Raw genomic sequence first — 22,914 nt, 5'->3', positions numbered from 1 at the left:
ATGCCGCTAACGATGTGGTCGAGCACATTCATCCCGGATGGAGCGATGCGTACTCTGGTGCTCGGATCGTGCTCCGATACCCACGAGGACACCCAATGGCGAGTGAAAATGCCCGGGAGTACACGGTATCCGGCGACCGCCTGCGCGTTGTGGTCCGTCCCGGCGTCGGCGTCCCGCTGGTGCTGTGCAATGGGATCGGCGCGAGCCTCGAGCTGCTGCAGCCATTCGTCGACGAGCTCGATCCGGCGATTCCGGTGATCCGGTTCGACCCACCGGGGATCGGTCGTTCGCCATTGCCCCGGCGGCCCTATCTCCTGACCACGCTGGCCGGCCGGGTCACCACACTGCTCACCCACCTCGGCTACGACACCTTCGATGTGCTCGGCATCTCCTGGGGTGGCGGCCTGGCTCAGCAGATCGCCCTGCAGAACCCCCGGCGCTGCCGGCGGGTGGTCCTGGTCAGCACCGCCACCGGCTGGATGATGGTCCCCGCGCACCCGAAGGTGCTGCGCAAGATGATCACTCCGCGCCGATACCGCGACGCCGAGTACGCCACCAGGATCGCCGCGGAACTCTATGGTGGCCGGCTGCGCACGGATCCGGATCGGGTGACAACCCTGCTGGCCGGCCACTCGACGACGTCCTCCGCTCGCGGCTACCTGCTGCAGTTGCTGGCCGGCACAGGATGGACCAGCCTCCCGTTCCTCGGTTTGATCCGCCAGCCGACGCTGATCCTGGCGGGCGACGACGATCCGATCATCCCGCTCGTGAACGCGAAGATCATGGCCCGGCTGATACCCGACGCGCGATTGCACGTCTACCACGACGGCCATCTGGGTCTGGTCGTGATCTCCGATCAACTCGCCCCGGAGGTGAGCAGATTCCTCCGGGGCGATCAGCAGGTCGACCTGCAACGGATGGATGTCGTTCGCTGACCCTGCGCGCCGCGTGGCGCTGAGCAGGGGGTACGGTGATCAGACGTCCGGGGATCTCGGATGGGTGAGCCGGGAAGTCTGGTCGGCGTCAGGACATGACGCCGGAACAGCGCAGGAGGCTCCACCGTGGCCGGCATACCCCTCGAATTCGACCGCCACCGCGAAGCATTGCGGACCAATCTGTGGTTCGTGCCGACCGTGGAAGTGCTCGCGGCCATCGGGCTGTTCGCCATCACCTACCTGCTGGACCGGGCGGCATATCAGGGCGGGTTCACGTTTCCGTCCTGGGTGATCGGCGGCCCGCCCGACACGGCGCGGCAGGTGCTGACGGCCATTGCCGCCGCCATCATGACCGTGGTGGGTGTGGTCTTCTCCATCACCATCCTGGCGCTGACGCTGGCCTCCACCCAGTTCGGTCCGCGCATGCTGCGCACCTTCATTCGCGATCGGGGCACCCAGGTCACCCTCGGCACCTTCGTGGCGACCTTCGTCTATGCCATCGCCGCCCTGGTGTCCATCGGATCGGATTTCGTGCCGCACATCACCACGACGGTGTCGATCGCGTCGCTGGTGCTCGATCTCGCCGTGCTGATCTACTTCATCAATCACATCGCCATGGCGATCCAGCTGCCCAATGTCATTGCCGAGATCGCGGGTGAGGTGGCGGCCGGAATCGAGGCGCAGCGCAGCGACGCGCCCACCACCCCGCACTGCGGGCCGACGGCGGCCGAATTGCTGGAACGGATGGCGGGCGAGGGCGGCGAGGTCCGGGTGACCGGCAGCGGATACCTGCGCTACATCCGCTACGAGCAGCTGGTGCGGCTCGCGACCGAGGCGGACGCGGTGATCCACCTGCCCTATCGGCCCGGGCATTTCCTCACCGAGGGACAGGTGGTGGCCACCGTGTGGCCCGCGTCGGCGGCCGGGCGGATAGCGGAGAACTTCTCGCGCGGGCACGTGGCCGGGCCCACCCGGTCGCTGACCCAGGACATTTCCTTCGGCATAGACCAGCTGGTCGAAATCGCCGTGCGCGCGCTGTCCACCGCGGTGAACGACACCTTCACCGCCCTGACCTGTGTCGACTGGCTCGGTGACTGCCTGTCGCGGGCCGCGGTGGCGTGGGAGCCGAGCCCGGTCTACCGCGGCAAGAACGGTTATGTCCGCGTCATCGCGGCGCAGGCGAGTTACGAGCGGCTGGTGCAGCGGGCCTTCGAGAAGATTCGACAGTCCGCGCGCGGCATGCCCGCGGTCATGATCCGGCAGCTCGAAGCGCTGGCCCAGATCTCGGATCACACAACCGATCCCGAGCGGCGCAGCATCCTGCTGGAGCAGGCGGCGATGATCGTGCGGTCGGCGCGCGAGTCGGTGCCGGAGGACGCGGATCTCCAGGACGTGCTGCGACGGTACCGGGTGCTGGTCGGCGACGCGGAGCTGCCGCTGATTCAGGCCGTGTCAACGCCAGAACTGCCAGGCACGGCGTGAATCCTGTTCCTGCGGTATGAGTGTCGCCGCGGGCGGCAGGCTGTCCGCGGGGTCCAGGACCAGCAGGGCGGTCATGGCCTGGGGGAGGTCCAGGCGGGTTCGGAGCCAGGGCCAGCCGCCGGTGAGGGTTTCGGTCAGATCGGCCGGGGGGAGGTCGAGGGCTGCCACCGCTTGCAGGAGGGTGGATGGGGGCATGTCCCATTGGCGGGCGCAGGCGGTGACCAGGGTGGGGAGCTGATCGGTGGGGGTGAGGGCGAGGATGCGGCGCAGGGCGGGGACGGCGTCGGGGGTGCGGGAGCGCGAGACCAGGGCGGAGACGACGAATTCGAGGTCCGCGGTCAGAGCAGCGGACAAGGTGCCGGTGGGCGATTCGGCTGCCAGTGGTTCGTCGGCCGGGGTGCACAGCAGGGTCGTGAGTTCGGCGCGGGACCAGGTGCCGCGCTGCCTGCTCCATCCGAATGCTCTGCGGGGCACGCGGAGTCCGTCTCGCTGCTGATCGTCGGCGGGCGCCGGGACGGCGAGGACGACCAGGGTCTCGATCGGTTCCGGAAGGTTCAGGGTCTTGCGCAGCGTGCGCCACGCGGGGCGGAGGGCGGCCACCAGTTCGGCCGGTTCGGAGCGGGTGAGGGTGAGGGCCTTCAGCAGGGCTGTGGCGTCGATCGCGGGGTAGCGGGTGGCCTCGGCCAGCAGCGTGGGCAGCAGGTCGGCGGGTGCGCAGGCCAGGATCTGTTCCAGCGCATAGCGATCGCGGCCGTTGCACGAGACGTTCACCACCAGCTGGGCGACGATGCCCAGGTTGGTGTGCATGGCCCGGCGCAGGATTCGGCTGCCGCCGGTGTGGGTGCCCGGATCGTCGACCTCGGCGCTGAGGGCCTCGTACACCAGGGCCCGGTCGCGGGAGCCGATCGCCTGCTCGCGCAGGGCGCGGTGGCGCAGCAGATGGGCGGCGACGATGCGGCGACGCTCGACTTCGCCGGTGGCCCAGTCCCGCTGGAGGCGCGGCCACACCGATTCGGCATCGGACGAGGTCAACGGAGCGGTCCCGGATTCCAGGCGGTGCCAGGCGGAGGTGGCCAGCGCCCCGCTGAGATCGATGCCGAGCTGCCGGGCCACCTCGACGGTACGGGTGCGGTCGCGGCCGTCGGTGAGGATACGGTCGGTGAGAACCTGCTCGAAGGTGCGGCGGACGCCGGGACGGTGGTCGAGTCGCGCCAATGCCTGCGCGACGCTGGGTCTTCCGATGGCGAGACGGACGGCGCGCCCGGCCACCGCGTCGTCGCGGAGCCAGTCGGGGTTCAGCTCCGGGTCCGTGATCACCTCGGCCAGGTGGTCGTCGTCCAGCTCGGCGGGACCCAGGGCGCGCAGGTGCCGTCGATAGCACCAGTGGCCGATTTCGTCTGCGGTGGACAGGGATTCGGGAAGCGTGACACCGGCGCGCCGGTGGCCGATGATCTGCTGCCCGAGCACGACGAACGGGTCCGATTCGTCGCCGGGGTCGCCCGGTGTGACGATCCGGCGCGCGCCGCCGGGCGGGGCGGGGCTGTCGCGGGTCACCGCGGTGATCGCGGCGGGAGTCGAGGACGGCGTGCTGGAGGTGCAGAAGGTCAAGTCCCGCAGGCTGTTCCGGGGTAGCAGGCCGTAGAGTGCCCGCAGCATGGCCACGGCGTCCGTGCCGCTCTCGACGTGCAGCTCGATGGCGGGGCCGCGCCCGGCCAGATGCGCCAGGGTGTAGCCGAGCAGCGCGGGCAGCCAGTCCAGGTCGAGGTAGGCGTCGGCCGCGGCGCTGACGGCGGGACTGTACTCCACGGAATTCGGCAGTGGCGGCCAGTGGTCGGTGGGAAATTCGGCGTCGTCGAGCGAGGTGCGGAAGCGTCCCGCGTCGTAGAGGCTCAAAGTCGTTGCACCGTCGAGTGTTCCGCGACCACCCGCGACGAGGTGTGCCACACAGGTGCCCGGCCGGTCATTGGCGGGCGTCTTCAGCACCGCCACCGCGAGTCCCCGCACCACGGTGAACTCCAGCGCGAACGCCTCCGGCGACGCGGGCGAACCATCCCAACTGACCAGCGACCCCAGCTCCCGTGTGGTGGATCCCAGTGCGGCGGGCCAGTTTCCGGACCTGGCGACCACGCCGACCCCGGTCCCGGAGGACTCCAGCGTCACCACGGCCCAGCCGCACAGCAGCTGCGCGAAACCCGTCATCGGTCCGCCCGTAGCCGGTCGATGCGGTCGAGCATGTGGATGACCGGGTCCACGGCCGCGAACGGCTTGAACACCGGATAGGTGTTGTCGGCCCGCTTGCCGCACCCGACCGCCGAGACCGGGAAGTAGCGGTTGTGCGGGAAATGGATGGACAGCGTGGCGTCGACGGCCGGAAACAGTTTGCGCACCAGGCTTCTGGTGGCGTCGGAGCGATAGTCGATCTGGCCGGGCTGATACAGGTTGCCCGCACCATTGAGGCTGTACGGCGTATCCGCCCAGTCGGGCGGCGGCGCGACCAGTCCGACCTCGGGCAGGTTGATCAGCGACAGCAGATCCGATTTCGCGATGATGGTCGAGGCGTGCAGGCGTGGCGGCTCGATGGGCAGATCCAGCGGATAGCTGTTGGCCGTGCGCCACAGCTTGGCGATCTGGTCGATCATCATCTTGGTGCGGCCGACGGTCTGGGAGTGCTCGACATTGTTGTTCAGGCTCTCCTCGTTGGCCGGTCCCGCGTGCTCGCGCATGATGGCCAGGTACTGCTTGTTCAGCGTGGACGGCACCACGAACCAGAGGAAGTCGGCGATGGCCAGGTGCGGGCTCACCTTGGCCGCGATCTCGGCGTCGGCCACATCCTCGCCCGCGACATCCACGAAGGCGAGATTCACCGTGCGCCTGGTGGACAGCGAGGTGAACTTGATCAAGATCGGGGTGCGGACCTGCCAGCCGCTCCAGGCGTGGGTCCGGGTCTGCTGCTGCGCCATCGGCGGTTGCGGCGGGCGCGGCGGTTGCGGCAGACCCGGCGGCTGCGGTGCGCCGAGCGGCCCGATGCCGTTCTCCTGCCGCTGCTGCGCGCCGACGTAGCCGCGCTTCTGGGTATAGCCGATGGCCTGCCGGTTCATCAGCGTGTTCTCCAGCGCGGCCAGCATCTTCGTCGAGCGGCGGGACGGCACGATGGACCATTCGCGGGCCAGCATCGGGTCGTTCATGACCGAATAGATCATCGACACGATGAGATGCGTCTTGGACGAGGCGGATTCGCCGACGAAGCCGATCACGGTGGTCGGATGGTCGAGGATCTCCTCGTCGATCTCACAGCCGTTCGGGCAGCGCCGATCCAGGCGCCGCGAATAGTCCCCGACGCGGGTCGCGAACCCGCCGTTGGGCTGGCGCAGCACCCAGATCCAGGAGCGGCGGGCGGTATCGAACTTGAACTCCGCCAGGCAGTTCAGGCACACGATTCGCACGGTCACCCCTCAGAGCACGGTGTAGGTCAGCCACAGCAGCGTGGCCAGGAAAGAGGCCCCACCGACCGCGGACGCCACCCGCAGCCAGTGCCAGGAGCGGGATCCGGCGTACACGTACTGCTGCCAGGCCAGGCCGGCCCGTCGGTTGTTCATCGCAGTTCCTCACAGATGGTGGGCGATCGACACGATCACCCAGGCGAGCAGCACGAAAACCAGCCAGCCCAGCACGATTCCGGCACCGGCCGCGCCGAGCAGCACGCCGCCGATGTAGCGGGGATCGTCGCGGGTCAGCCCCTCCAGCACGCGCTGGCGGTATTCCAGGGCCGGGCGGACGAAGATGCCCCACAGCCCGGTCTCGGGCAGGTCGACGCCGTGCCGTTCCTCCGGCAGTCGCACCGGCGGGCCCGGGGTCAGGACGCTGGTCTGCGCGCGCACCGGCACGGTGACCGGTTCCGGCCTGGGGCCCTCGACGGTTCGGGCCAGGTTGCGGGTCTCGGAGTGGACCGCGTCGCGGAAGTAGTGCTGGAACTCGGCCGCGGATTGGAAACGCAGCGCCGGATCCGGCGAAAGCGCCTGATCCAGCACCGATTTCAGCCGGCTGGGCAGCGGCGCCGGCGCGAACACCGCCTCCAGCACCTCATGGCACACCACCGCGAACGAGTACACGTCACTGAGATGGGTGAACCTGCCGTGTTCGAGATACTCGGGCGCGGAATAGTTCTGTGTGCCCACCACCTGGTTGGTGCGGGTGAGCCGCAGCATGTTCTCCCGCATCTCGATGGCGATGCCGAAATCGGCCAGCTTCGCCGTGCCGTCGCGGCAGATCATGATGTTCTCGGGCTTGATGTCGCGGTGCACCACCTGCTTGGAGTGCGCGTACACCAGGCCGCTGAGCGCGTCGGTGAGAATCCGGGCCAGCGCCGGCAGCGACCAGTTCTCCCGGTCTCGCATGAACTGCCGCAGATTCTCCCCGTGAATGAACTCCATCACCAGAAACGGTGAGCGGCAGCCGTTCTCGGCGAACACCCCCGAGTCGTGCAGCATCACCACATTGGTGCAGTTCATCTGCGCCGCGATCCGCGCCTCCCGCTCGAACCGCTGCCAGGCCACCTGCTCGTCCTGCGCCCGCACCGCGACACTGCCCGCGTCGAGCACCTTGACCGCAACCTGCCTGCGCAACTGCCGATCCCAGGCATCCCAGACCTCGGCCATCCCGCCCTTGCCGACCAGCTCCCGCAGCTCGTACCGGCCATTGATCAGCCTCACCGGCGTCCGACCTTCCCCGCGGAGCGGCCGCCTTCCCCGCGAACCACCCCGGACGACAACGAATCACCGCCCACTGTACGCGCGCCCACCCACCCCCCGCCCACCCATATTTCCAGCCGATTTGCACTAGAGGGGGTCCCCTGGTGTACCTTCTCCCAGTCGCCCGGGAAACCGCGCGGCAACCATCCGGGGCTATGGCGCAGCTGGTAGCGCACCACACTGGCAGTGTGGGGGTCAGGGGTTCGAGTCCCCTTAGCTCCACAAGAAATGTGCGAGGCCGCAGGTTGATGACCTGCGGCCTCGCGTAGTTTTTCGATGATTGTGCGAGCGAATCCCGCTCCGTAACCGGGCAATCCGAACCTTGCGCGAGACGCAGGTGGAGAGCCGAGCCAGTGCCAAAGGCGGTGGACTCACTGCTTCTTCTCGCTCTCACGCACATGAGGAGTGTGGGCGGAGCTCACTGTTCAGCCCAGAATTGGTTGAGCCGGGCTACCGCCTGATCTTTGGTCATCTCCTCGATTTCCTCTGGGGTCAGGTGAACCAGGCGTATGAGCTTCTCGACGACACCGAGAGGGATTGGCTCCTTGTCGGGGATCGTGACAGACCCCGAGGTGCGTGCTGGACGAACTTGATCGTTTACGCATGCCCAGAACTGGGCTTCGCTGACCTCGAGTTGGTCCTTCAGGATCTGGCACCACAGCTTGGATCCGTAATCGGTGTTGTCCATTGGCCGCGAGATCCGGGTACGCAAGACGCGGCCGTCCGAAAGCGGCAGTTCCCATGTGCTGTGGTGCCTGACCACGCCACCTGTGGCGTTGCGGACTCGTACCCATTCATCGTGGTGGCAGAACGTTTCGTGGGCCTTCTTGTTACCCGGAGGGTATTGGGTCATTGTTCGGCCGCCGTCAACCACTCTCTCAGCTGTTCGTCCGTGGATAGCTCCACGAACTGCACGAAGTCGACGTTCTTCTGATGGTTGAGCGCGGCATGGAGATGGTCTTGCCAGTCAGCGGTGTACTCGCGCATGGCTTCGATCAAGGCGGTGATCGCCGTATCGAGGTCGGGCTCCTCCACGGCCAGTGGAAGACCTGGCAGGTATGCGACCCAGTTGTTGTTTTCCCGCACTACTTGCGGTTCGTGGACACGGATGATGTGGGAAAGCAGCCACCGGAGCCGCCCAACCTCCACGAGCGCGGAATCCTTACCCTTACGAGACACCACGGCGACGTTGCCCTCTTCGGCGGCCGTCAGCATTTGGGCGAAGTGTTCTCTAGCGCTGTTCATGGAGCTGTATCGCTCGACAGACGTGATTCGCTCTGTGGTCGTCATCGGTCCCTCGATCTCTTCCGTTGCGGCCAGATGTACATCATGTACATGATGTACATCTGGCCGGCGACGCGCTAGGTGCGACATGCCACTTGGCATGATCGTGATCTACCAGCGGGGCATGTACCGCCCGGATCACGATTTCAGGAGCGTCGACCAGCACCACCCGGTTCGTATGCTGGTCTGTCAGGTCCACTCGAACGCGAGGCTCAGGTCCTACGGATCTCCGGGCCTGAGCTGTTCGATGCGACCGGACCTATGTTCCGTTTGCCACTTCCCGATCTTGGGTGTGTGTCAACGAATTCGGCGACCGCCGCCTTCTCCCTTGTCGGTGATGCTCGGGTGTCCCATGTCGGCCTTCGTAACCCAGAGGGTTCGGGTGGCGTCGTCGATCGCGTACCAGATACGTCCACCCGCGGTGACCTCGTACTGCCACTGCTCGAATTCCTCATCGCCGAGTTTGACCGATTTCAGATCGGCTTTCAGGCGGTGCTGCCGTTGGGGCTTCGCGACGCTGCGGGGGTCGGCGGTGATGTCGACCCAGGCCCGTCGAGCGCATCGATTGCGTTCCGCTGCATCTCCGTCCAGCCGCGCGCCGTCTGGGTACTGTGCAGCAGGATTCGCCACGGCTTGGGGCGCGGGGCTTCGTCGCCGCGCTTCAGTTTGCTCATCCGGTATTTCCAGGTCGCTGCACCTCACTGAACTCGGCACGCTGGAACGGTCCGGTGAGCTGCGCGACCAGCGATGGATCGGTGTGGATCTGGGCAGTGTGCTTCCACGCGATCAGGTTCCGCATGAACGGCAGGTAGTAGCCGGTGTCCACCCCGGCGAGCAGATCGTCGAGCAATTCCGTCACAGCTTCGCTGCGGTGCTCCGGCGGCAGCCAAACCAGCCAGGGCAGTTCGACAGCCAGCACCTCTTCCGCCATTACCCGGTTCGCCTTCGCTACCAGAGCGAGCGACCTGGCCGCGATGCGCAGCGCGCCATCCATCGCCCGATACCGTTCGTCGCGCATCAGCACGACGTTCTCCGCGTCCCGCCGCTCGAGCAGTACGTCGGCATCCTCCAGGAGCGGGAACACCGATGTCTGTTTCCTGATCAGCTCGCTGAAGGGTAGTGACCTCATGCATCCATGGTAGCCGCCACTGCTGAATTAGTTCAGCTCTTCGGGTGAAGACTCGTCACCGCCGTGCAGGCACCCACCGCGCGAATCACGATGTCCGGCCTGTCCGCCAGCCGGCGCGGTTACGTCAAACCTGTTGGACCACACAGCACTTTCGCAGTTTGCCGGTTCGCCCAGGGCTTGGTGGGTCATCGGTATTGACGGATGTTCTTGGGCCGCAATAGATTCCGTTTACGAGACCGCTGCTGTCGGGGTAACCCCGACCGCAGCGGTCATGGCGTGCCGGATGCGGCTATCAGCCGAAGGAGCCGGTGCTGGGCTTGGGGGTCGGAGTGGGGGTGGGGGTCGGGGTATCGGCCACGGTCACTGCCTGGGTGGTGGTGGAACCGGATACGCCGGTGCGGCCGGAGAAGGTGGCTGCGATGTTGTAGGTGCCCGCGGCGCCGGGGGTCCAGACGATCGAGGCGGTGCCGTTGGCGGCGACGGGGATGTCACCGAGAACCTGGTCGCCCGCCTTGAACTGGATGGTGCCGCCCGCGGCCGCCGGGGAGACGGTTGCCTGCAGAGTGACGGCCTTGTTGACCTGGGCGCCGCTCACCGGGGCGAGCGTGGTGGTCGATACGGCGTCGCTGGACACGGTGATGTTCGGGCCCTTGTCGGTGTAGTTGCCGGAGCCGAGGGAGCCGTTGTAGCTCATGGAGGTCGGCAACGGGGTGTCGCGGGCGCAGTTGACGCCCACGGTGTACTGCACCTCGAAGGTCTGGGACTTCGGTGAGATGTTCGGGTACACAGGGTATTTGACGATGCTGAAGGAGGCGCTCACCGAGTCCGGGGCCGAGGTGTCGAGCGTGACCTGGTCGCCGCCCATCCTGCCCGAGCCCGCGACCGGAGTCAGGCAGGTGGGGTGTGCGTCCTTGACCGAGTAGATGTACTCGACCGGGATGCCGGTCCGCTCGAACATCGTCGTGACGGTGATGGTTTCGCCGGCGATCGGGTTGGTGTCCGAGACCGTCCGGGTGAACTTGCTGTTCCCGTCGGTCCAGGTGACCGTTCCCGATGCGGCCGAGGCCGTGCCGGGGATCGCGGCGACCGCGAAACCGGCCGCCACCGCGAACGCGGCCATCGAACCGGCGGCCCGCCGCATACTGCTGTCCATCATCGTTTCTCCCACAGACCTCGGGTGTCCCGCGACACGGTCGTCGAGGGGTTGCCGCACCCGAGTTGGGCAGCATTAGATCACGGTGAAATGGTCAGTGGACCAGTTTCTGAAATGATCGTGATTCAGTTTTTGTGAGTGCCGCGGCGGACCAGGTCGTCATGGACCGGTGAGCGCGGCCGCACGGTCAGCCCGCGTCTGCCGGCGAACGCACTGTAGACGTTGGGACACAGGATCTTCACGCCACTGTTGGAACGCTTGCCCCGCGCGGGCGCAGCTCCAGCCGTCACAAGGCATTGGCACGGATCTCGACCGTGGTTGTGCCAAACCACTATCGGCCTGGCATATTCCCGAGACGAATCGCAGCTATCCAGGAGTAAGTAACCGCGTTCACTCATTTCGAGTACTGGTCCTGGGGAAGTGCTGATGCGCACTCGATTTCGCTGTCTCGTCGCGGCCGGGCTGGTCATGGCCGCCACCCTGCTCCTGGTGCCCGGGGCCGCCCGCACCGCACCGGAAAGACACATCGGCGTGCTCGGCGACGATTTTCTCTGGGGTGTGGCGGCCTCCGGATTCCAATCCGAAGGCCAGTCACCCGACAGCAATTGGACCCATTACATCGAAGACAATCCGGGCTGGGATCGGCTCGGCGATTCCGTCGATTTCCATTCCCGGTTCCGGTCGGATATCGCCTTGGCCGAGAACCTCGGCGTCAAGGTGTTTCGGATCGGGGTGGAATGGGCACGGCTGGAACCCCAACCGGGAGTATGGGATCTGGCCGCCTTCGCCTTCTACGACGACGTGATCGACGCCATCTTGGCAGCCGGTATGCGCCCCATGCTGACGCTGGACCACTGGGTGTATCCGGGCTGGGAAGCGGACGTGGGCGGCTGGCGCAATCCCGGGATGGTGGCGGACTGGCTCACCAATATGCGGAAGGTGGTCGACCGCTACGCGGCTCGCAACCCGATCTGGGTGACGATAAACGAGCCGGTCGCCTACATCATGCACGAGGTACGTCAGAACCGGACCGATGCCGACCGGATGCTGAACGAGGTGGCGCAGGCGCACAACAGCATCTACGACTATATCCATCAGGTGCAGCCGAACGCGCTGGTGACCAGCAATGTCGGCTACGTTGCCGGGGCGGAGTCCCAGCTCAACGGACCTCTGCTGGAACGCATCGGCGACAGACTCGATTTCATCGGCATCGACTACTACTTCGGCTACCAACCACCGGACCTCGCCGCCGCGAACACGCCCGGGGGCTCGGCGCCCGCCCCGGCGGGAATGTGGGATCTTCCGGTCCGGCCCGAGGGTATCTACTTTGCGCTGCAACACTATTCGCAACGGTTTCCCGGCAAGCCACTATGGATCGTGGAGAACGGCATGCCCACCGAGAACGGGCAACCCCGCGCAGACGGTTACACCCGCTCCGAGCATCTGCGAGACACCGTCTACTGGCTGCAGCGCGCGAAGACCGACGGCATGAACCTCATCGGCTACAACTACTGGAGCCTGACCGATAACTACGAATGGGGCTCCTACACACCACGATTCGGCCTCTACACCGTGAACGTGCGCAGCGACCCGGCCCTGAACCGCGTACCCACCGACGCGGTCGACGCCTACCGCGACATCATCGCCCACAATGGCGTGGCCGCCGAGTACCTACCGGTCCGCGCCCCCGCCGACTGCGAGCTGGTCGATCCCCCCGCCAGCTGCAACACCCCGGTCACAGCACCCTGAGCACCACATGGACGACATTCGATGCTCGACCGACCCCACCTGCCGGCTGCCATGCTGATTGGCCTGATGACCACGCTCTCGACCGTCATGCGCGGCATGTGGAATCAGCAGAGCGACGCCGACGCAGCACGCAGCTTCCAGAACTTCCTCCAACACGCCGCCACCAACCGCGTGCTGTCCACGCTCACGATCATCCCCAACATCAGCGCCGTCTGGATGGCGTTCCTCCATGCAACCGGACACCAGTGCCAAGGTTTGCGCCCTGACCGGCGGCGGCGTGTTCCTGATCGGCTTCTTCGTGTGGACCGCCGTGTTCAACCTGCCGATCTACCAAGCCGTCGCACAATGGAGCCAAGCCGAGGCCGTACCGGACGATGTCCGCACCGAAATCGGCCGCTTCCACGCCTCCAACGTCGGCCGCCTCACCGCAGCGCTCGCCACGAGTGTGCTGTTCTTCCTGGCGATCTGAGCGCCTGATGATCCCGGCGGGGCCGAAGCCGCGGGTTGTGCGGCTTCGGCCCCGTTCTCGTTGTCGGGTTGGGGATTTCAGATGTGGTCGACCAGGCCTCTGGCACCCTCGGACAGGGCGCAGTGCGCACAGCAGAAGAACCTGCCGTCTGCCTCCACGCCGTGACCGATGATCTTGCATTCGCAGTGCTCGCAGATGGGTGCCATTCGGTGGATCGCACATTCGAAGCAGTCGAAAACGTGCCGTACTCCCTGAGCTTCGACGACGATCGGCATCGCGTAATCGTTACCGCAAACCTCGCATGCGCTCATGGATCGCACGCTACTCCGTGGGACCGGTTCGATGTCTGCAGTTCCGGTTTATAGGTCGTTGACCAGCCGAGTTGTGGTGCCGAGGGGCTGCCTCGGCTACGCCGGAAGGCCGGCCCGGCGGCGGGCCACGGCGGCAACGGCGGCCCAGTCCTTGTCGGCGTCGCCGTGGGCGAGGGCGTCGAGGAAGGCGTCGCGCAGCACGCTGCCGAAGGGCAGCGGGACGTTCGCCGCGGCGCCGGCGGTCAGGGCCAGGTTGACGTCCTTGAGACCGAGTGGCAGCCGGAAGCCGGCCGGTTCGTAGCGGCGCTCGGCGACCATCGCGCCGTAGCCGGTGTAGATCGGACCGGGAAACAGTGTGCCGCTGAACATTTCGACCAGGTCGGCGGGCCGGACACCGTGGGACTCCGCCAAACTGCACGCCTCGGCCATGGACTCGATGGCGCAGGCGATCAGGAAGTTGGCGCTGATCTTCGCGGCGTTGGCGTGGCTGGGGCGGGTGCCGAAAGGCCAGGTGTGCCGGCCCATCGCGGACAGCAACGGTGCCGCCTGCGCCAGCGCCGTGTCACCGCCGGCGGCGAGGATGTTCAGTTCGCCGGCGGCGGCGACCTGGGGCCGGCCGAGGACGGGCGCGGCGACGTATCCGATGCCGTGCTCGGTGTGCAGGGCCGCGGCCCGGTCGGCGAGCGCGATCGAGACTGTCGCCATGTTGACGTGCACGGCGGCCTTCGCGCCGGCCAGCAGCGCCGGGTCGAGCAGCAGCTGTTCGACGGCGTCGTCGTTGGCCAGCATGGACACGACCGCCTCGGCGGCGAACACGTCAGCGAGGCTTCCGGCCGCGTCGGCGCCCTGGGCGACCAGCGCGGCGACCGGCTCGGGGGAGCGGTTCCAGACCCGGAGCCGATGGCCGGCCCGCAGCAGGCTGGCGGCCATGCCCTGTCCCATTGCGCCGAGCCCGATGAAACCAACTGTCATTCCGGTCATCACACACTCCTCGTTGTCGTCGTCGGCCGACCGGGTGAGCGGCGGCCGTCTCCAGGTCGAAGGCCAGTGGGGCCGGGCGGACCGAGCCCGATCCATCGTCCTCCCCTCGTCCGACATCGCCTCGTCCGACATCGCCGCTGTCTATCCCGCGGTGCGGTTTTCGCTGCTGAGCAGCCACGCCTGCTTCTCGAGTTGATGGATGACGGCATGGAGCAGGTCCGCGGTGGACGGATCTTCGGTATCGGTGTCGTCGTGCACGGCGCGCAGTGTCGCCACCACGTCGCGAATCTGTGTGGTGATCAGGTCGACGATCACGGCGGTGTGCTGCTCACCGGCCGGGAGTTCCGGCAGGAGGCTGGTCGCCGCGACCGTCTGGGGCCGGCCGTCCGGCACCGCGTCGAGGGCGCGCATCCGTTCGGCGATGGTGTCACCGGCTTCGCGTGCGGCATCGACGATTTCGTCGAGCTGCAGGTGCAGGTCACGGAAGTTGTGACCGACGACGTTCCAATGCGCCTGCTTGCCGTTGAGGTGGAGAGCGGTGAGCTCGACGAGGACCTGCTGCAGATTGCCGGCCAGTCGTGACGACGCGCGAAACGCGATTGCCGATTCCATGTGGGTGGTCATGATGGTGCTCCTGAATGTGTTGGGGTGGTGGACTATTCGGGCCAGAGGTTTAGTGCTCGTCGCTCTGTACCGGGATACCGGCATCGGTCGTCGTCGCTCTGGGCGCCGTGTTGGTCATGGTCTTGCCTTTCTGGTGGTGCGAACATCCCCATCACCGATCAGCTCCTCGGTTTGCCTTCTGGGACTTCCAGAATCGCTGTCACCCGAGCCGGTGTCGTCGCTGCTGACATCCATCGGTGCTCCCGGCCAGCACCACAGTGGGTATGGCGGCTACCTGCAATCGGCCCGGTTATGCTCGACCTCTATCGGCCATCCATGTCCGGAGCAAGGAAGGCGAGAGTTCAGTGACGACTCCGTTGCGGGTGCTGCTGGCCGATGACGATGTGCTGCTCCGGGAGGGGTTGGCGAGCCTGCTCACGCGTTCGGGTTTCGACGTCGTGGCCCAGGCCAGAGACGCCTCGCGCTTGCTGGAGCTGGTCCGGGACGCGCGGCCCGATCTGGTGGTGGTCGACATTCGAATGCCGCCGACCCACACCACCGAGGGGCTCGACGCGGCCCGCGCGATCCGCGACGAATTCCCGGAAACCGGCATTCTCGTGCTGTCGGCCCACTCGGATGTCGAGCACGCGATGGAGTTGCTGGCCGGCGGCCGGGCGATCGGCTACCTCCTCAAGAGCCGGGTCACCGATGTGGAGGATTTCATCGACACGCTCCAGCGAATCGCCAAGGGCGCGGCGGTCGTCGATCCGGCGCTGGTGACGGAGTTGGTGTCCGCCCGCCGGCGCAACGATCCGCTCGCAGCGCTCAGCGCACGCGAGCACGAGGTGCTGGCCCTGATGGCGCAGGGGCGTTCCAACGCCGGCATCGCCCGGCAGTTGTGGGTCACCGAAGGCACCGTCGAGAAGCACGTGCGCAGCATCCTGACCAAGCTGAATCTGGCCGAGACCCACGACGATCATCGCCGGGTGCTGGCGGTGATCACCTTCCTCGAGTCGCGCTGACCCGGGCCGCTCCCGCGCCCCGCAGCAGGGCCGCCGTGCTGCGCCGACGCAGGGCCGCCGGGCTGCGCCGCAGCAGGGCCGCCGTGCTGCGCCGACGCAGGGCCGCCGTCCTGCGCAACGCAGGGCAGGTGCAGCTGCCGGGAAGGCCGGGATTGCTGCTGGCAGGAATCGTCGATGGGCGCTGGCCGTGGCGACAGGCGCCTTCCGAAGCGCGACAGTAGGCAGCAAGACCCCTACAGAGATTCGGAGAGCGACATGAAGACAACAATTTTGGGAAGAAGCGGACTGCACGTTTCCCGAATTGCCTTCGGCACTTGGCAACTCGGCGGTGATTGGGGGCGGTTCGACGAGGACGCCGCGATCACGGCGATCCGGCGCGCCCGTGATCTCGGCGTCAACTTCTTCGACACCGCGCAGGCATACGGCTTCGGTGCGTCCGAACGGATCCTGGGCCGGGCGCTGCGCCCCGAACTCGCCAGCGCCCGTGAAGAACTCGTGATCGCCACGAAGGGCGGGCTGCGCAGGACCGAAGCCGGCCTGGTCCGCGACGCGAGCCCCGACTGGTTGCGCAGGGGAGTCGAGGCCAGCCTGGCCGCGCTCGGCGTCGACCACATCGACCTCTATCAGGTGCACTGGCCGGATACGGCCGTGCCGGCCGCCGAGACCGCGGGCGCGCTGGCCGACCTCGTCGCCGCGGGCAAGATCCGCCACGTCGGGGTCTCGAACTACAGCCCGGCGCAGATCGCGGAATTCTCCGCCGTGCTGCCGGTGGAGACGGTGCAACCGCCATACCACCTGTTCCGGCGGGACATCGAGGACGACCTGCTGCCGTACTGCCGGGTTCAGAACGTCGGCGTGCTGGTGTACGGGCCGCTGGCACATGGCTTGCTGACCGGAACGCTGCATCGAGATACGACATTCGCCGATGACGACTGGCGCAGCACGAGCCCCGACTTCACCGGCGACGTCTACCGGCAGAATCTGACAGCCCTGTGGGAACTGGAGACATTCGCCGCCGACCACAACATCACGGTCGGTCAACTGGCGATCGCCTGGACATTGGCCAATCCCGCCGTACAGGTCGCGATCGTCGGCGCCCGGCAGGCCGGCCATATCCAGGACAGCCTCCGCGCCGCGGACATCGTGCTCGACGATTCCGACCTGGACGAGATCGACAAGATCATGGCCTGGGCCATGCCGATCGCCGGGCCGTCTCCGGAGAGTGTGTGAGCTGGTGACCGTCACCGGCGCCGGCACGTTCACGCTCGCCCGCGCTCTCGGCACGAGCCCGTCGGGCGGCGCCGCCGACGGGCGGCGGTGAGGAAGGCGTAGAGCCCACCGGCGACAAGACTGCCCGATAGCCAGGAGAAGTCGGTATTGGCCAGGGCCTTGGCAAGTGGGCCTTGCATCGCGGGGACCAGACCGTATTGCCAACTCCAACTGGCGAGCAAGCCGGCCACGACACTTACCAGGCCGGGGATGTTGACCTTGCCGTAGGCCGAGATCGTGGCATCGCGGTACAGGTCGGGGATCGACGGGGTGCGGCGGTGGATCAGGAAATAATCGACGAGCAGGATGGACATCCAGGGACTGATCCACATGAGTATGGAAACCATCCAATTGTCGAAGGCGTGGGCGAAGCTCGATGAGTTGATGAAGATCGCCAGAACGACAGCGGCGATCGCACCGGCGAAGAGGGTGATCTTCCACCGGGCGGTGCGGATGCCGATGGTCAGGGCGGCCAGCGAGCACGAGTAGAGGTTGAGGATATTGGTGGCGATCGGGCCGTGCATGATCAGCAGGAGTACGGGGATCGCGAGGGCACCGAAGGTGCCGACGACCAAGGTGGACGGGTCGGCGCTGCCGCCGGCGCTGGCGAGACAGGCGCCGAGGGCAGCGAGCCAGACCGTCGGAATGTACATGCCGGAGGCCGAAGCCCAGAAGACGGTCCGGGCGGGCAGCTCCGGGCGGGCGAAGCGGCTGTAGTCGGCGGCGTAGGGGATCCAGGTCAAGCCCCAGCCGACGCCGATGGCGGTGACGAGCTGCGTGATGGCGGTGAGCTTTTCGGCGGGGGAGTCGGCCTTGGCAGGTGACCAGTCGAGGTGGGTTCGGGCGAGCGCCACCACCGTCATCACCACCATGACCGCGACAGTGAGCGGTACCGTGTACTTCTCGAAGGCGCGGATGGCGTAGAAGCCGTACAGCGCGAGGGCGAGCTGCACGGCCATGATGACCGCCGCCACAGCGATTTTCAGCCCCAGACCACCTCGGATGCCTATCTGCTCGAGTACGGCCAGTACCAGGTCGAGCACCACCCAGCTGTTCACGCCGACCCAGGCCATGGTCAGCAGACCTTGCACGATGGCCGGCAGCGCCGCGCCGCTGATACCGAAGGCCGAGCGCCCCAGCACCATCTGATTGACGGCAGTGCGGTGACCGATCACATTGAACAGGCCGAATATCGCGCAGCCGAAGAGATTTCCGACCACAACGACGATCAGGGTCTCGAACAGGCTGAGCCCGAGGGTGATGCCGAGCGCACCGAGCACCCAGTTGATGGGAGCGATATTCGCGCCGCACCAGATCCAGAACAGTTCCCAGGATGAGCAGTCGCGCTGCTGGTCGGGAATGGGCAGGATGCCGTGCTCGTCGAAGCGGACGCCGGTATCGGTGGGGGACGTGATCTCAGCGGTGCCGGGTGGTTGCGGAGAGGACATAGCGGAGTTCCTTCGTAGTGAGGTACCTCATAACAGCACCGTCAATGCCAGCGAAGGGATGGATGTTCATCCACCAATTACCGGCTCTCCGTGTACATTCCACCAGGTGTTGACTATTGGCCGACTCGTCGCGGATCCTGCCCTGGGGCTGCGAGTCGTGACGGCGGAACTCACCGAATCCTTGGGGACGGAGATCCACTGGCTGCACACGACGGAGCTCGCCGACCCGTCGCCCTATGTCCGGTCCGGCGAACTCGTGCTCACCAATGGCCTGTGGCTGTCACATGTTTCGGCGGACCGGTTCGTGGCGGCCGTCGCGGGGGCGGGTGCGGCCGGGTTGGTGTTCGGGCTCACGGCGCAAACCCCGTCGCTGCCCGAAGAGCTTGCCGCGCTGTGCCTTTCGCACGGATTGCCGCTCATCGAGCTGTGTGCCGGGGTGCCGTTCGCCGCGCTCACCCGAGCGGCCGCCCGGATCCAGAACGAGGTGCTGCAGGCGGAACTGACTGCCACTGTCCATCGTGGCGACGCCCTCGCCACCGCTCTCTCGCGCGGCAGCGGTGCGGCGGGCGTACTCGAAATCCTGCGTGGCGAAACGGAATTGCCGCTGCTCGTGGTAGACCGCAAAGGTCGCCGTCTGGCCAGTATCGGCTGTGAGCCCACCGATGAGCAGGTGCGGATGGCCGCGGCCGCGCTCAATCGCACCCCGCCGCCGATCGAGGTCGATCTGCTCGGGCCCGGACCGGCGGCGTTGTATCTCGTGGAGGGTGCGATGGGGGAGATCGACGCCGGGCTCTACTGCCTGGAACCGGCGGCGACTCTCACCGCTGCCGATCGGGACGCGCTGGCCCAGGCGGCGCGCTTCCTGAGCTTGGAGGTCACCAAACAGCAGGCCGTACACGCCATCGAGGCGCGTTTCGCCACCGAGCTATTGGAGATGATCCTCTCCGGCCCCCGAAGTAGCGGTGAGGTGATTCGCCGCCTGCGCGCCTATGGCGTGCCGCCGGACCGGCCGCTGGGAGTGCTCGTGTCCGCACCGGTCGCCGCCTCCGACGCCGATGCCCTGCCCGGCGATATCGCGCACGCGATCGGCGCGTTCTTCGCCACCCACGGCATACCCGTCTTCACCGCGGCGGGCAGCCGGGATGTGGTGTCCATCTGCCTGTGGGAGCGCTCGGCGGACGAGTTGGCGCGCTTCGCCCGCGACCTGGCCGCGGAGGTCGGCAGACGGGTCTCCGCCGACCGGGTCGTGATCGGCGTGGGAGATATCGCCACGGCCGGCGGGCTGCGGGAATCGCTGGTGCGCGCCCGCGAGGTCTGCCAGATCCTGCGAGTGCAGCAGGGCCCGGACACCGCTGTCTTCGCCGATATCGCGACCTTCCGGATGCTGCTCGGCCTGCTCGACGACCAGGTGCGGCAACGGTTCTCGGAGCAGGTGCTGGGCGTCATCCGTGACCACGACGCCCGCACCCACACCGATCTCGAGCACACCCTGCGCACCTTCCTCGCCCACGACGGCCAGTGGGCGGTCACGGCCGCTGCCCTGCACGTCCACGTCAACACCCTGCGCAATCGCATGGCCCGCATCACCGAGCTGACCGGCCGCAATGTCAATCGCCTCGAGGACACCATCGACCTGTACCTGGCCCTGGTGGCCGAACCGCCGGGCCCGTGAGCGTGTGCTACCGCGGGTAGACGGCTTCGTCCACGTCGTAGGCAGGCAGGGGACGGGCCGGAGTGTGGGCGTCCTCCCGTGCCCAGGTCGCTGCCTCGCGGCAGCGGGCGAAGGTGACGTCTCCGCATTCCTGGGCGTAGGCGATCAGGTTGCGCAGGGCCAGCATTCGGCCCGGACGACCGGTCAGGAACGGATGCATGCACACGTTGAACAGGCAGCCGTAGTGACGCATGCCGTCGAGCTCGGCCCGCCACATCTGCTCGACCTTGACCGGCGACTCGATGACCGAGCCGATGCGCGGTGCGGGCAGGTACGCGTACTGCTCCCAGTCGTCCAACGACCAGTGCACGGGCAGTTCGATGACCGAGCCCTGTGGGGTGTCCACGTGGTACGGCCGGTCATCGCCCATCAGCGAGGAGTCGTAGGCCAGGCCGTATTCCGCTATCAGGGAAAGGGTTTCGCGACTGGCGCTCCACATCGCGGCGCGATGCCCGGCGATCTCGATGCCCTGGGACATGAATACCTTCAGGGCGCGTTCGAAATCGGCGCGCTCGGCGCCGGCGGGCAGCGAGGTGGGCGGCCGGTGGCTGTAGGAATGGTGCGCGACCTCGTGCCCGCGCTCGACGATCGACGCGGCCAGTCCCGGGCGTTGCTCGGCGACCCAACCGGGTACGAAGAACGTTGCGGGAACACCCATCTCGTCGAGCAGGTCGAGAATGCGCGGCACCCCCACATCCGGTCCGTAGGCCTGGTGTGACATCACCATGGGGTGCTCGGCGTAGTGCCGGCCCTCGGCGAGGATCGGCGTCTCGGCGTCCACGTCGAAGGTCAGCGTCGCCACCGCGGCCCCGCCGCGGGTCCAGGTCCGAGCGCTCATTCGCCCGTGCGCTCGCGCCAGGCCGCGGCGCAGTCCAGAGTTGCCATGGGGTGCAGCATCTCATGATCGAACGAGGAGAGTTCGGCCCCGGCCTCGACCCGGCGCGGCAGGTCCGGATTGGCCAGTGCGCCCGTACCCAGCGACAGGATGTCGGCGTGCCCACCGGTCAGCACATCGGCGGCCTGGGGCAGATTGTGCATGCCCCCGTTGGCGATGACCGGGCGGCCGGACACCTCCCGAGCCAGCTGGGTGACGGTCGTGCCGCCGGGGAGTTTCGCGGTCTCGAGGAAGTCCCGGCCCTCACTGGCGATGTGCAGGTACGTCGCCTCGGTCAGGGCCGCGAAGATGGTGCGCGCGTCGGCCTCACCCTCCGGCCAGCGATAGGTGAAGTCGTTGACCTTGGTCTGCGACAGCCGGACTCCGATCGGAAAGTCCCCGAGGGCGTCACGAATCGCACGCAGCACCCGCGCGGTGAGCCGGATGCGATTCCGCACCGGCCCGCCGTATTCGTCGGTGCGCTGGTTGGTGTAGTCGGTCAGGAACTGATCGAGCAGATAGCCGTTGGCCCCATGGATCTCGACACCGTCGAAACCAGCCGCGCGGGCGTTCTCCGCCGCCGCGACGAAACCGGCCACGACATCGTCGATGTCGTGCGCGGTCATCTCCCGGGGCGCGTTCCACGCTCCACCGACTCCGCCGTAATCGACCATCATCTGCCCGCGGGGCGCCACCGCGGACGGCCCGATGGTCTCGAAACCGTGCGCATTGCCCTGGGAAATGGCTCCGGCGTGCATCAGCTGCGCGACGATCGGAGTCCCGGCCGCGTGCACGGCGTCGACCACCGCGCGCCAGCCCGCGACGTGCTGTTCGGTGACCAGGCCGGGCTGATTGAAGTAACCCTGGCTGTGGGCGGCGTCCGGATAGATGCCCTCGGTGACGATCAGGCCGAATCCGCCCAGCGCGTATTCGCGGTAATACGCGGCCATCTGCGCGGTGGGAGTGCCATCGGGGGCGGCCGAGACCCGGGTCATCGGCGCCACGGCGAATCGGTTGCGTAGTTTCAGGGTGTCCAGCCCGAACGGCTCGAGCGCGGGGTGGGCGAGTTCGGTGGTGGTCATCGGTGGTTCTCCTCGCTGGTCGGGGGAAGGACGGTCAGGGCCAGTGGCGTGGGCCGCGCCCCATTGATGGGGTTGTGGTCTTGCGGACAGGCGGAAACCACCACCAGGCAGTCCATTTCGGCGCGGAAGGTGATGGCGTCCCCGGGCGCGGTGGCGGCCTCGAGCCAGGTCAGGCTCTCGTCCGCGGCTACCGGAATGCGCATGAACACATTGATCGGTTGCGGAATGAACGGCGGCGCACCGTATCCCAGCTCGGTCAACAGGTGGCGCAGATTGTCGGCGCAGTTGGCGTGTCCCGGATCCCCGTACGCCGCATAGCGTTCCGGGTCGCAGGCGGCGATCAGCATGTCGTGCACACCCGGCGAGGTGTCGTCGGCATACGTGAGGATCGGTCGCCGCCGGTTGGTCACGAATGACTCGCCGAGCGCGGGAAACAGTCGCGCGGTGTGGGTGCGCGTGTGAGAGGCGCTGTGGTGCTCGGTGAGGTCGTGGGCGTTGTAGGCGAACACATCACCCACCTGGCCGCCATCGACGTCGGTGATCCGCAACCGCTCACCGGCGCTCAGGGTCACCGCTCGGGCTCGCCTCGCCGGCACGGTAATCGGCTCCGGATGGCTCAACACTGTCATGGAGGTCAGTCAACCGAACGACCGGGCGCTGTTGA

22 protein-coding genes and 1 tRNA gene are annotated in these 22,914 nt (G+C 67.1%); 8 read left to right on the top strand and 15 right to left on the bottom strand.

Features of this window, described 5'->3' with window-relative positions:
• Positions 1–95: 95 nt before the first annotated feature.
• Both phaZ and ACFXKA_RS10965 read left to right on the top strand, forming a co-directional pair.
• Positions 96–935 (top strand): poly(3-hydroxyalkanoate) depolymerase, encoded by an 840-nt coding sequence (gene phaZ, locus ACFXKA_RS10970; RefSeq protein ID WP_379427034.1) that lies wholly within the window; start codon positions 96–98, stop codon positions 933–935.
• A 126-nt stretch (positions 936–1,061) separates the two neighbouring features.
• Entirely contained in the window at positions 1,062–2,417 is a 1,356-nt protein-coding gene (locus ACFXKA_RS10965; RefSeq protein ID WP_354835898.1) for a DUF2254 domain-containing protein, read from the top strand.
• Here ACFXKA_RS10965 and ACFXKA_RS10960 read toward each other — a convergent pair.
• The 4 genes from ACFXKA_RS10960 to ACFXKA_RS10945 are packed head-to-tail and all read right to left on the bottom strand — an operon-like array spanning position 2,388 to position 7,126.
• Positions 2,388–4,616, bottom strand: a complete 2,229-nt coding sequence (locus ACFXKA_RS10960; protein ID WP_379427033.1) for a hypothetical protein — start codon at positions 4,614–4,616, stop codon at positions 2,388–2,390. The genes ACFXKA_RS10965 and ACFXKA_RS10960 overlap by 30 nt on opposite strands.
• Positions 4,613–5,866, bottom strand: a complete 1,254-nt coding sequence (locus ACFXKA_RS10955; RefSeq protein WP_379427032.1) for a hypothetical protein — start codon at positions 5,864–5,866, stop codon at positions 4,613–4,615. The genes ACFXKA_RS10960 and ACFXKA_RS10955 overlap by 4 nt, the downstream gene beginning before the upstream one ends.
• A gap of 3 nt (positions 5,867–5,869) precedes the next feature.
• Positions 5,870–6,013, bottom strand: a complete 144-nt coding sequence (locus tag ACFXKA_RS10950) for a hypothetical protein (protein WP_354835892.1) — start codon at positions 6,011–6,013, stop codon at positions 5,870–5,872.
• 9 nt (positions 6,014–6,022) lie between these two features.
• Entirely contained in the window at positions 6,023–7,126 is a 1,104-nt protein-coding gene (locus ACFXKA_RS10945; RefSeq protein ID WP_379427031.1) for a serine/threonine-protein kinase, read from the bottom strand.
• Between the two features lie 188 nt (positions 7,127–7,314).
• On the opposite strand from ACFXKA_RS10945, the gene ACFXKA_RS10940 reads away from it, so the two are divergent.
• Positions 7,315–7,387: transfer RNA gene (locus ACFXKA_RS10940), tRNA-Ala, on the top strand.
• Positions 7,388–7,583: 196 nt separating this feature from the next.
• Here the strand turns inward: ACFXKA_RS10940 and ACFXKA_RS10935 are convergent.
• The 5 genes from ACFXKA_RS10935 to ACFXKA_RS10915 form a co-directional block, all read right to left on the bottom strand.
• Positions 7,584–8,018, bottom strand: a complete 435-nt coding sequence (locus ACFXKA_RS10935; RefSeq protein WP_379427030.1) for a cytotoxic translational repressor of toxin-antitoxin stability system — start codon at positions 8,016–8,018, stop codon at positions 7,584–7,586.
• Positions 8,015–8,455, bottom strand: a complete 441-nt coding sequence (locus ACFXKA_RS10930) for a prevent-host-death protein (RefSeq protein WP_357278772.1) — start codon at positions 8,453–8,455, stop codon at positions 8,015–8,017. Before ACFXKA_RS10930 ends, ACFXKA_RS10935 begins: the two co-directional genes overlap by 4 nt.
• A 291-nt stretch (positions 8,456–8,746) precedes the next feature.
• Entirely contained in the window at positions 8,747–9,163 is a 417-nt protein-coding gene (locus tag ACFXKA_RS10925) for a hypothetical protein (protein ID WP_379427029.1), read from the bottom strand.
• Positions 9,120–9,578: a hypothetical protein gene (locus tag ACFXKA_RS10920; RefSeq protein WP_379427028.1), complete on the bottom strand. Its 459-nt coding sequence runs from the start codon at positions 9,576–9,578 to the stop codon at positions 9,120–9,122. Before ACFXKA_RS10920 ends, ACFXKA_RS10925 begins: the two co-directional genes overlap by 44 nt.
• Positions 9,579–9,870: 292 nt before the next feature.
• Positions 9,871–10,734, bottom strand: coding sequence for an Ig-like domain-containing protein (locus ACFXKA_RS10915; RefSeq protein WP_354835852.1), 864 nt, complete (start codon positions 10,732–10,734; stop codon positions 9,871–9,873).
• Between the two features lie 423 nt (positions 10,735–11,157).
• Between ACFXKA_RS10915 and ACFXKA_RS10910 the strand changes: the two genes are divergently transcribed.
• On the top strand, positions 11,158–12,480 hold the full coding sequence (locus ACFXKA_RS10910; protein ID WP_379427027.1) for a family 1 glycosylhydrolase: 1,323 nt from the start codon (positions 11,158–11,160) through the stop codon (positions 12,478–12,480).
• Positions 12,481–12,709: 229 nt separating this feature from the next.
• Complete coding sequence (locus tag ACFXKA_RS10905; protein WP_379427026.1) at positions 12,710–12,949, top strand: anthrone oxygenase family protein; 240 nt, start codon at positions 12,710–12,712, stop codon at positions 12,947–12,949.
• Between the two features lie 407 nt (positions 12,950–13,356).
• Here the strand turns inward: ACFXKA_RS10905 and ACFXKA_RS10900 are convergent, their stop codons facing one another.
• Together ACFXKA_RS10900 and ACFXKA_RS10895 are read right to left on the bottom strand one after the other, a co-directional pair.
• A complete protein-coding gene (locus ACFXKA_RS10900) occupies positions 13,357–14,241 on the bottom strand; it encodes an NAD(P)-dependent oxidoreductase (protein WP_379427025.1) in 885 nt (294 codons plus the stop codon).
• A gap of 141 nt (positions 14,242–14,382) precedes the next feature.
• Entirely contained in the window at positions 14,383–14,865 is a 483-nt protein-coding gene (locus tag ACFXKA_RS10895; protein ID WP_379427024.1) for a Dps family protein, read from the bottom strand.
• A 344-nt stretch (positions 14,866–15,209) separates the two neighbouring features.
• On the opposite strand from ACFXKA_RS10895, the gene ACFXKA_RS10890 reads away from it, so the two are divergent.
• Positions 15,210–15,866 carry a response regulator gene (locus ACFXKA_RS10890; protein ID WP_379427023.1) on the top strand — a complete coding sequence of 219 codons (657 nt, stop codon included), beginning with the start codon at positions 15,210–15,212 and terminating at the stop codon, positions 15,864–15,866.
• 255 nt (positions 15,867–16,121) lie between these two features.
• A complete protein-coding gene (locus ACFXKA_RS10885) occupies positions 16,122–17,096 on the top strand; it encodes an aldo/keto reductase (protein WP_379427022.1) in 975 nt (324 codons plus the stop codon).
• Between the two features lie 29 nt (positions 17,097–17,125).
• Here the strand turns inward: ACFXKA_RS10885 and ACFXKA_RS10880 are convergent, their stop codons facing one another.
• Positions 17,126–18,583 (bottom strand): purine-cytosine permease family protein, encoded by a 1,458-nt coding sequence (locus ACFXKA_RS10880; protein ID WP_379427021.1) that lies wholly within the window; start codon positions 18,581–18,583, stop codon positions 17,126–17,128.
• Positions 18,584–18,689: 106 nt separating this feature from the next.
• Between ACFXKA_RS10880 and ACFXKA_RS10875 the strand changes: the two genes are divergently transcribed.
• Positions 18,690–20,255 (top strand): PucR family transcriptional regulator ligand-binding domain-containing protein, encoded by a 1,566-nt coding sequence (locus ACFXKA_RS10875; protein WP_379427020.1) that lies wholly within the window; start codon positions 18,690–18,692, stop codon positions 20,253–20,255.
• Positions 20,256–20,262: 7 nt separating this feature from the next.
• On the opposite strand, the gene ACFXKA_RS10870 is transcribed toward ACFXKA_RS10875, so the two are convergent.
• Genes ACFXKA_RS10870 through ACFXKA_RS10860 form a run of 3 tightly spaced genes read right to left on the bottom strand, consistent with a single transcriptional unit; the run spans position 20,263 to position 22,879 of the window.
• The gene (locus ACFXKA_RS10870) at positions 20,263–21,132 is read right to left on the bottom strand and encodes a polysaccharide deacetylase (protein ID WP_379427019.1); all 870 of its coding nucleotides are present in this window, start codon (positions 21,130–21,132) and stop codon (positions 20,263–20,265) included.
• Positions 21,129–22,250, bottom strand: a complete 1,122-nt coding sequence (locus tag ACFXKA_RS10865) for an NADH:flavin oxidoreductase (protein WP_379427018.1) — start codon at positions 22,248–22,250, stop codon at positions 21,129–21,131. The genes ACFXKA_RS10870 and ACFXKA_RS10865 overlap by 4 nt, the downstream gene beginning before the upstream one ends.
• Positions 22,247–22,879, bottom strand: a complete 633-nt coding sequence (locus ACFXKA_RS10860) for a DUF1989 domain-containing protein (RefSeq protein WP_379427017.1) — start codon at positions 22,877–22,879, stop codon at positions 22,247–22,249. Before ACFXKA_RS10860 ends, ACFXKA_RS10865 begins: the two co-directional genes overlap by 4 nt.
• Positions 22,880–22,914: the final 35 nt, after the last annotated feature.

This window comes from Nocardia sp. NPDC059228 (genome assembly GCF_042754245.1).
GTDB lineage: Bacteria > Actinomycetota > Actinomycetes > Mycobacteriales > Mycobacteriaceae > Nocardia.
This window is presented reverse-complemented; position numbering and strand designations above follow the sequence as displayed.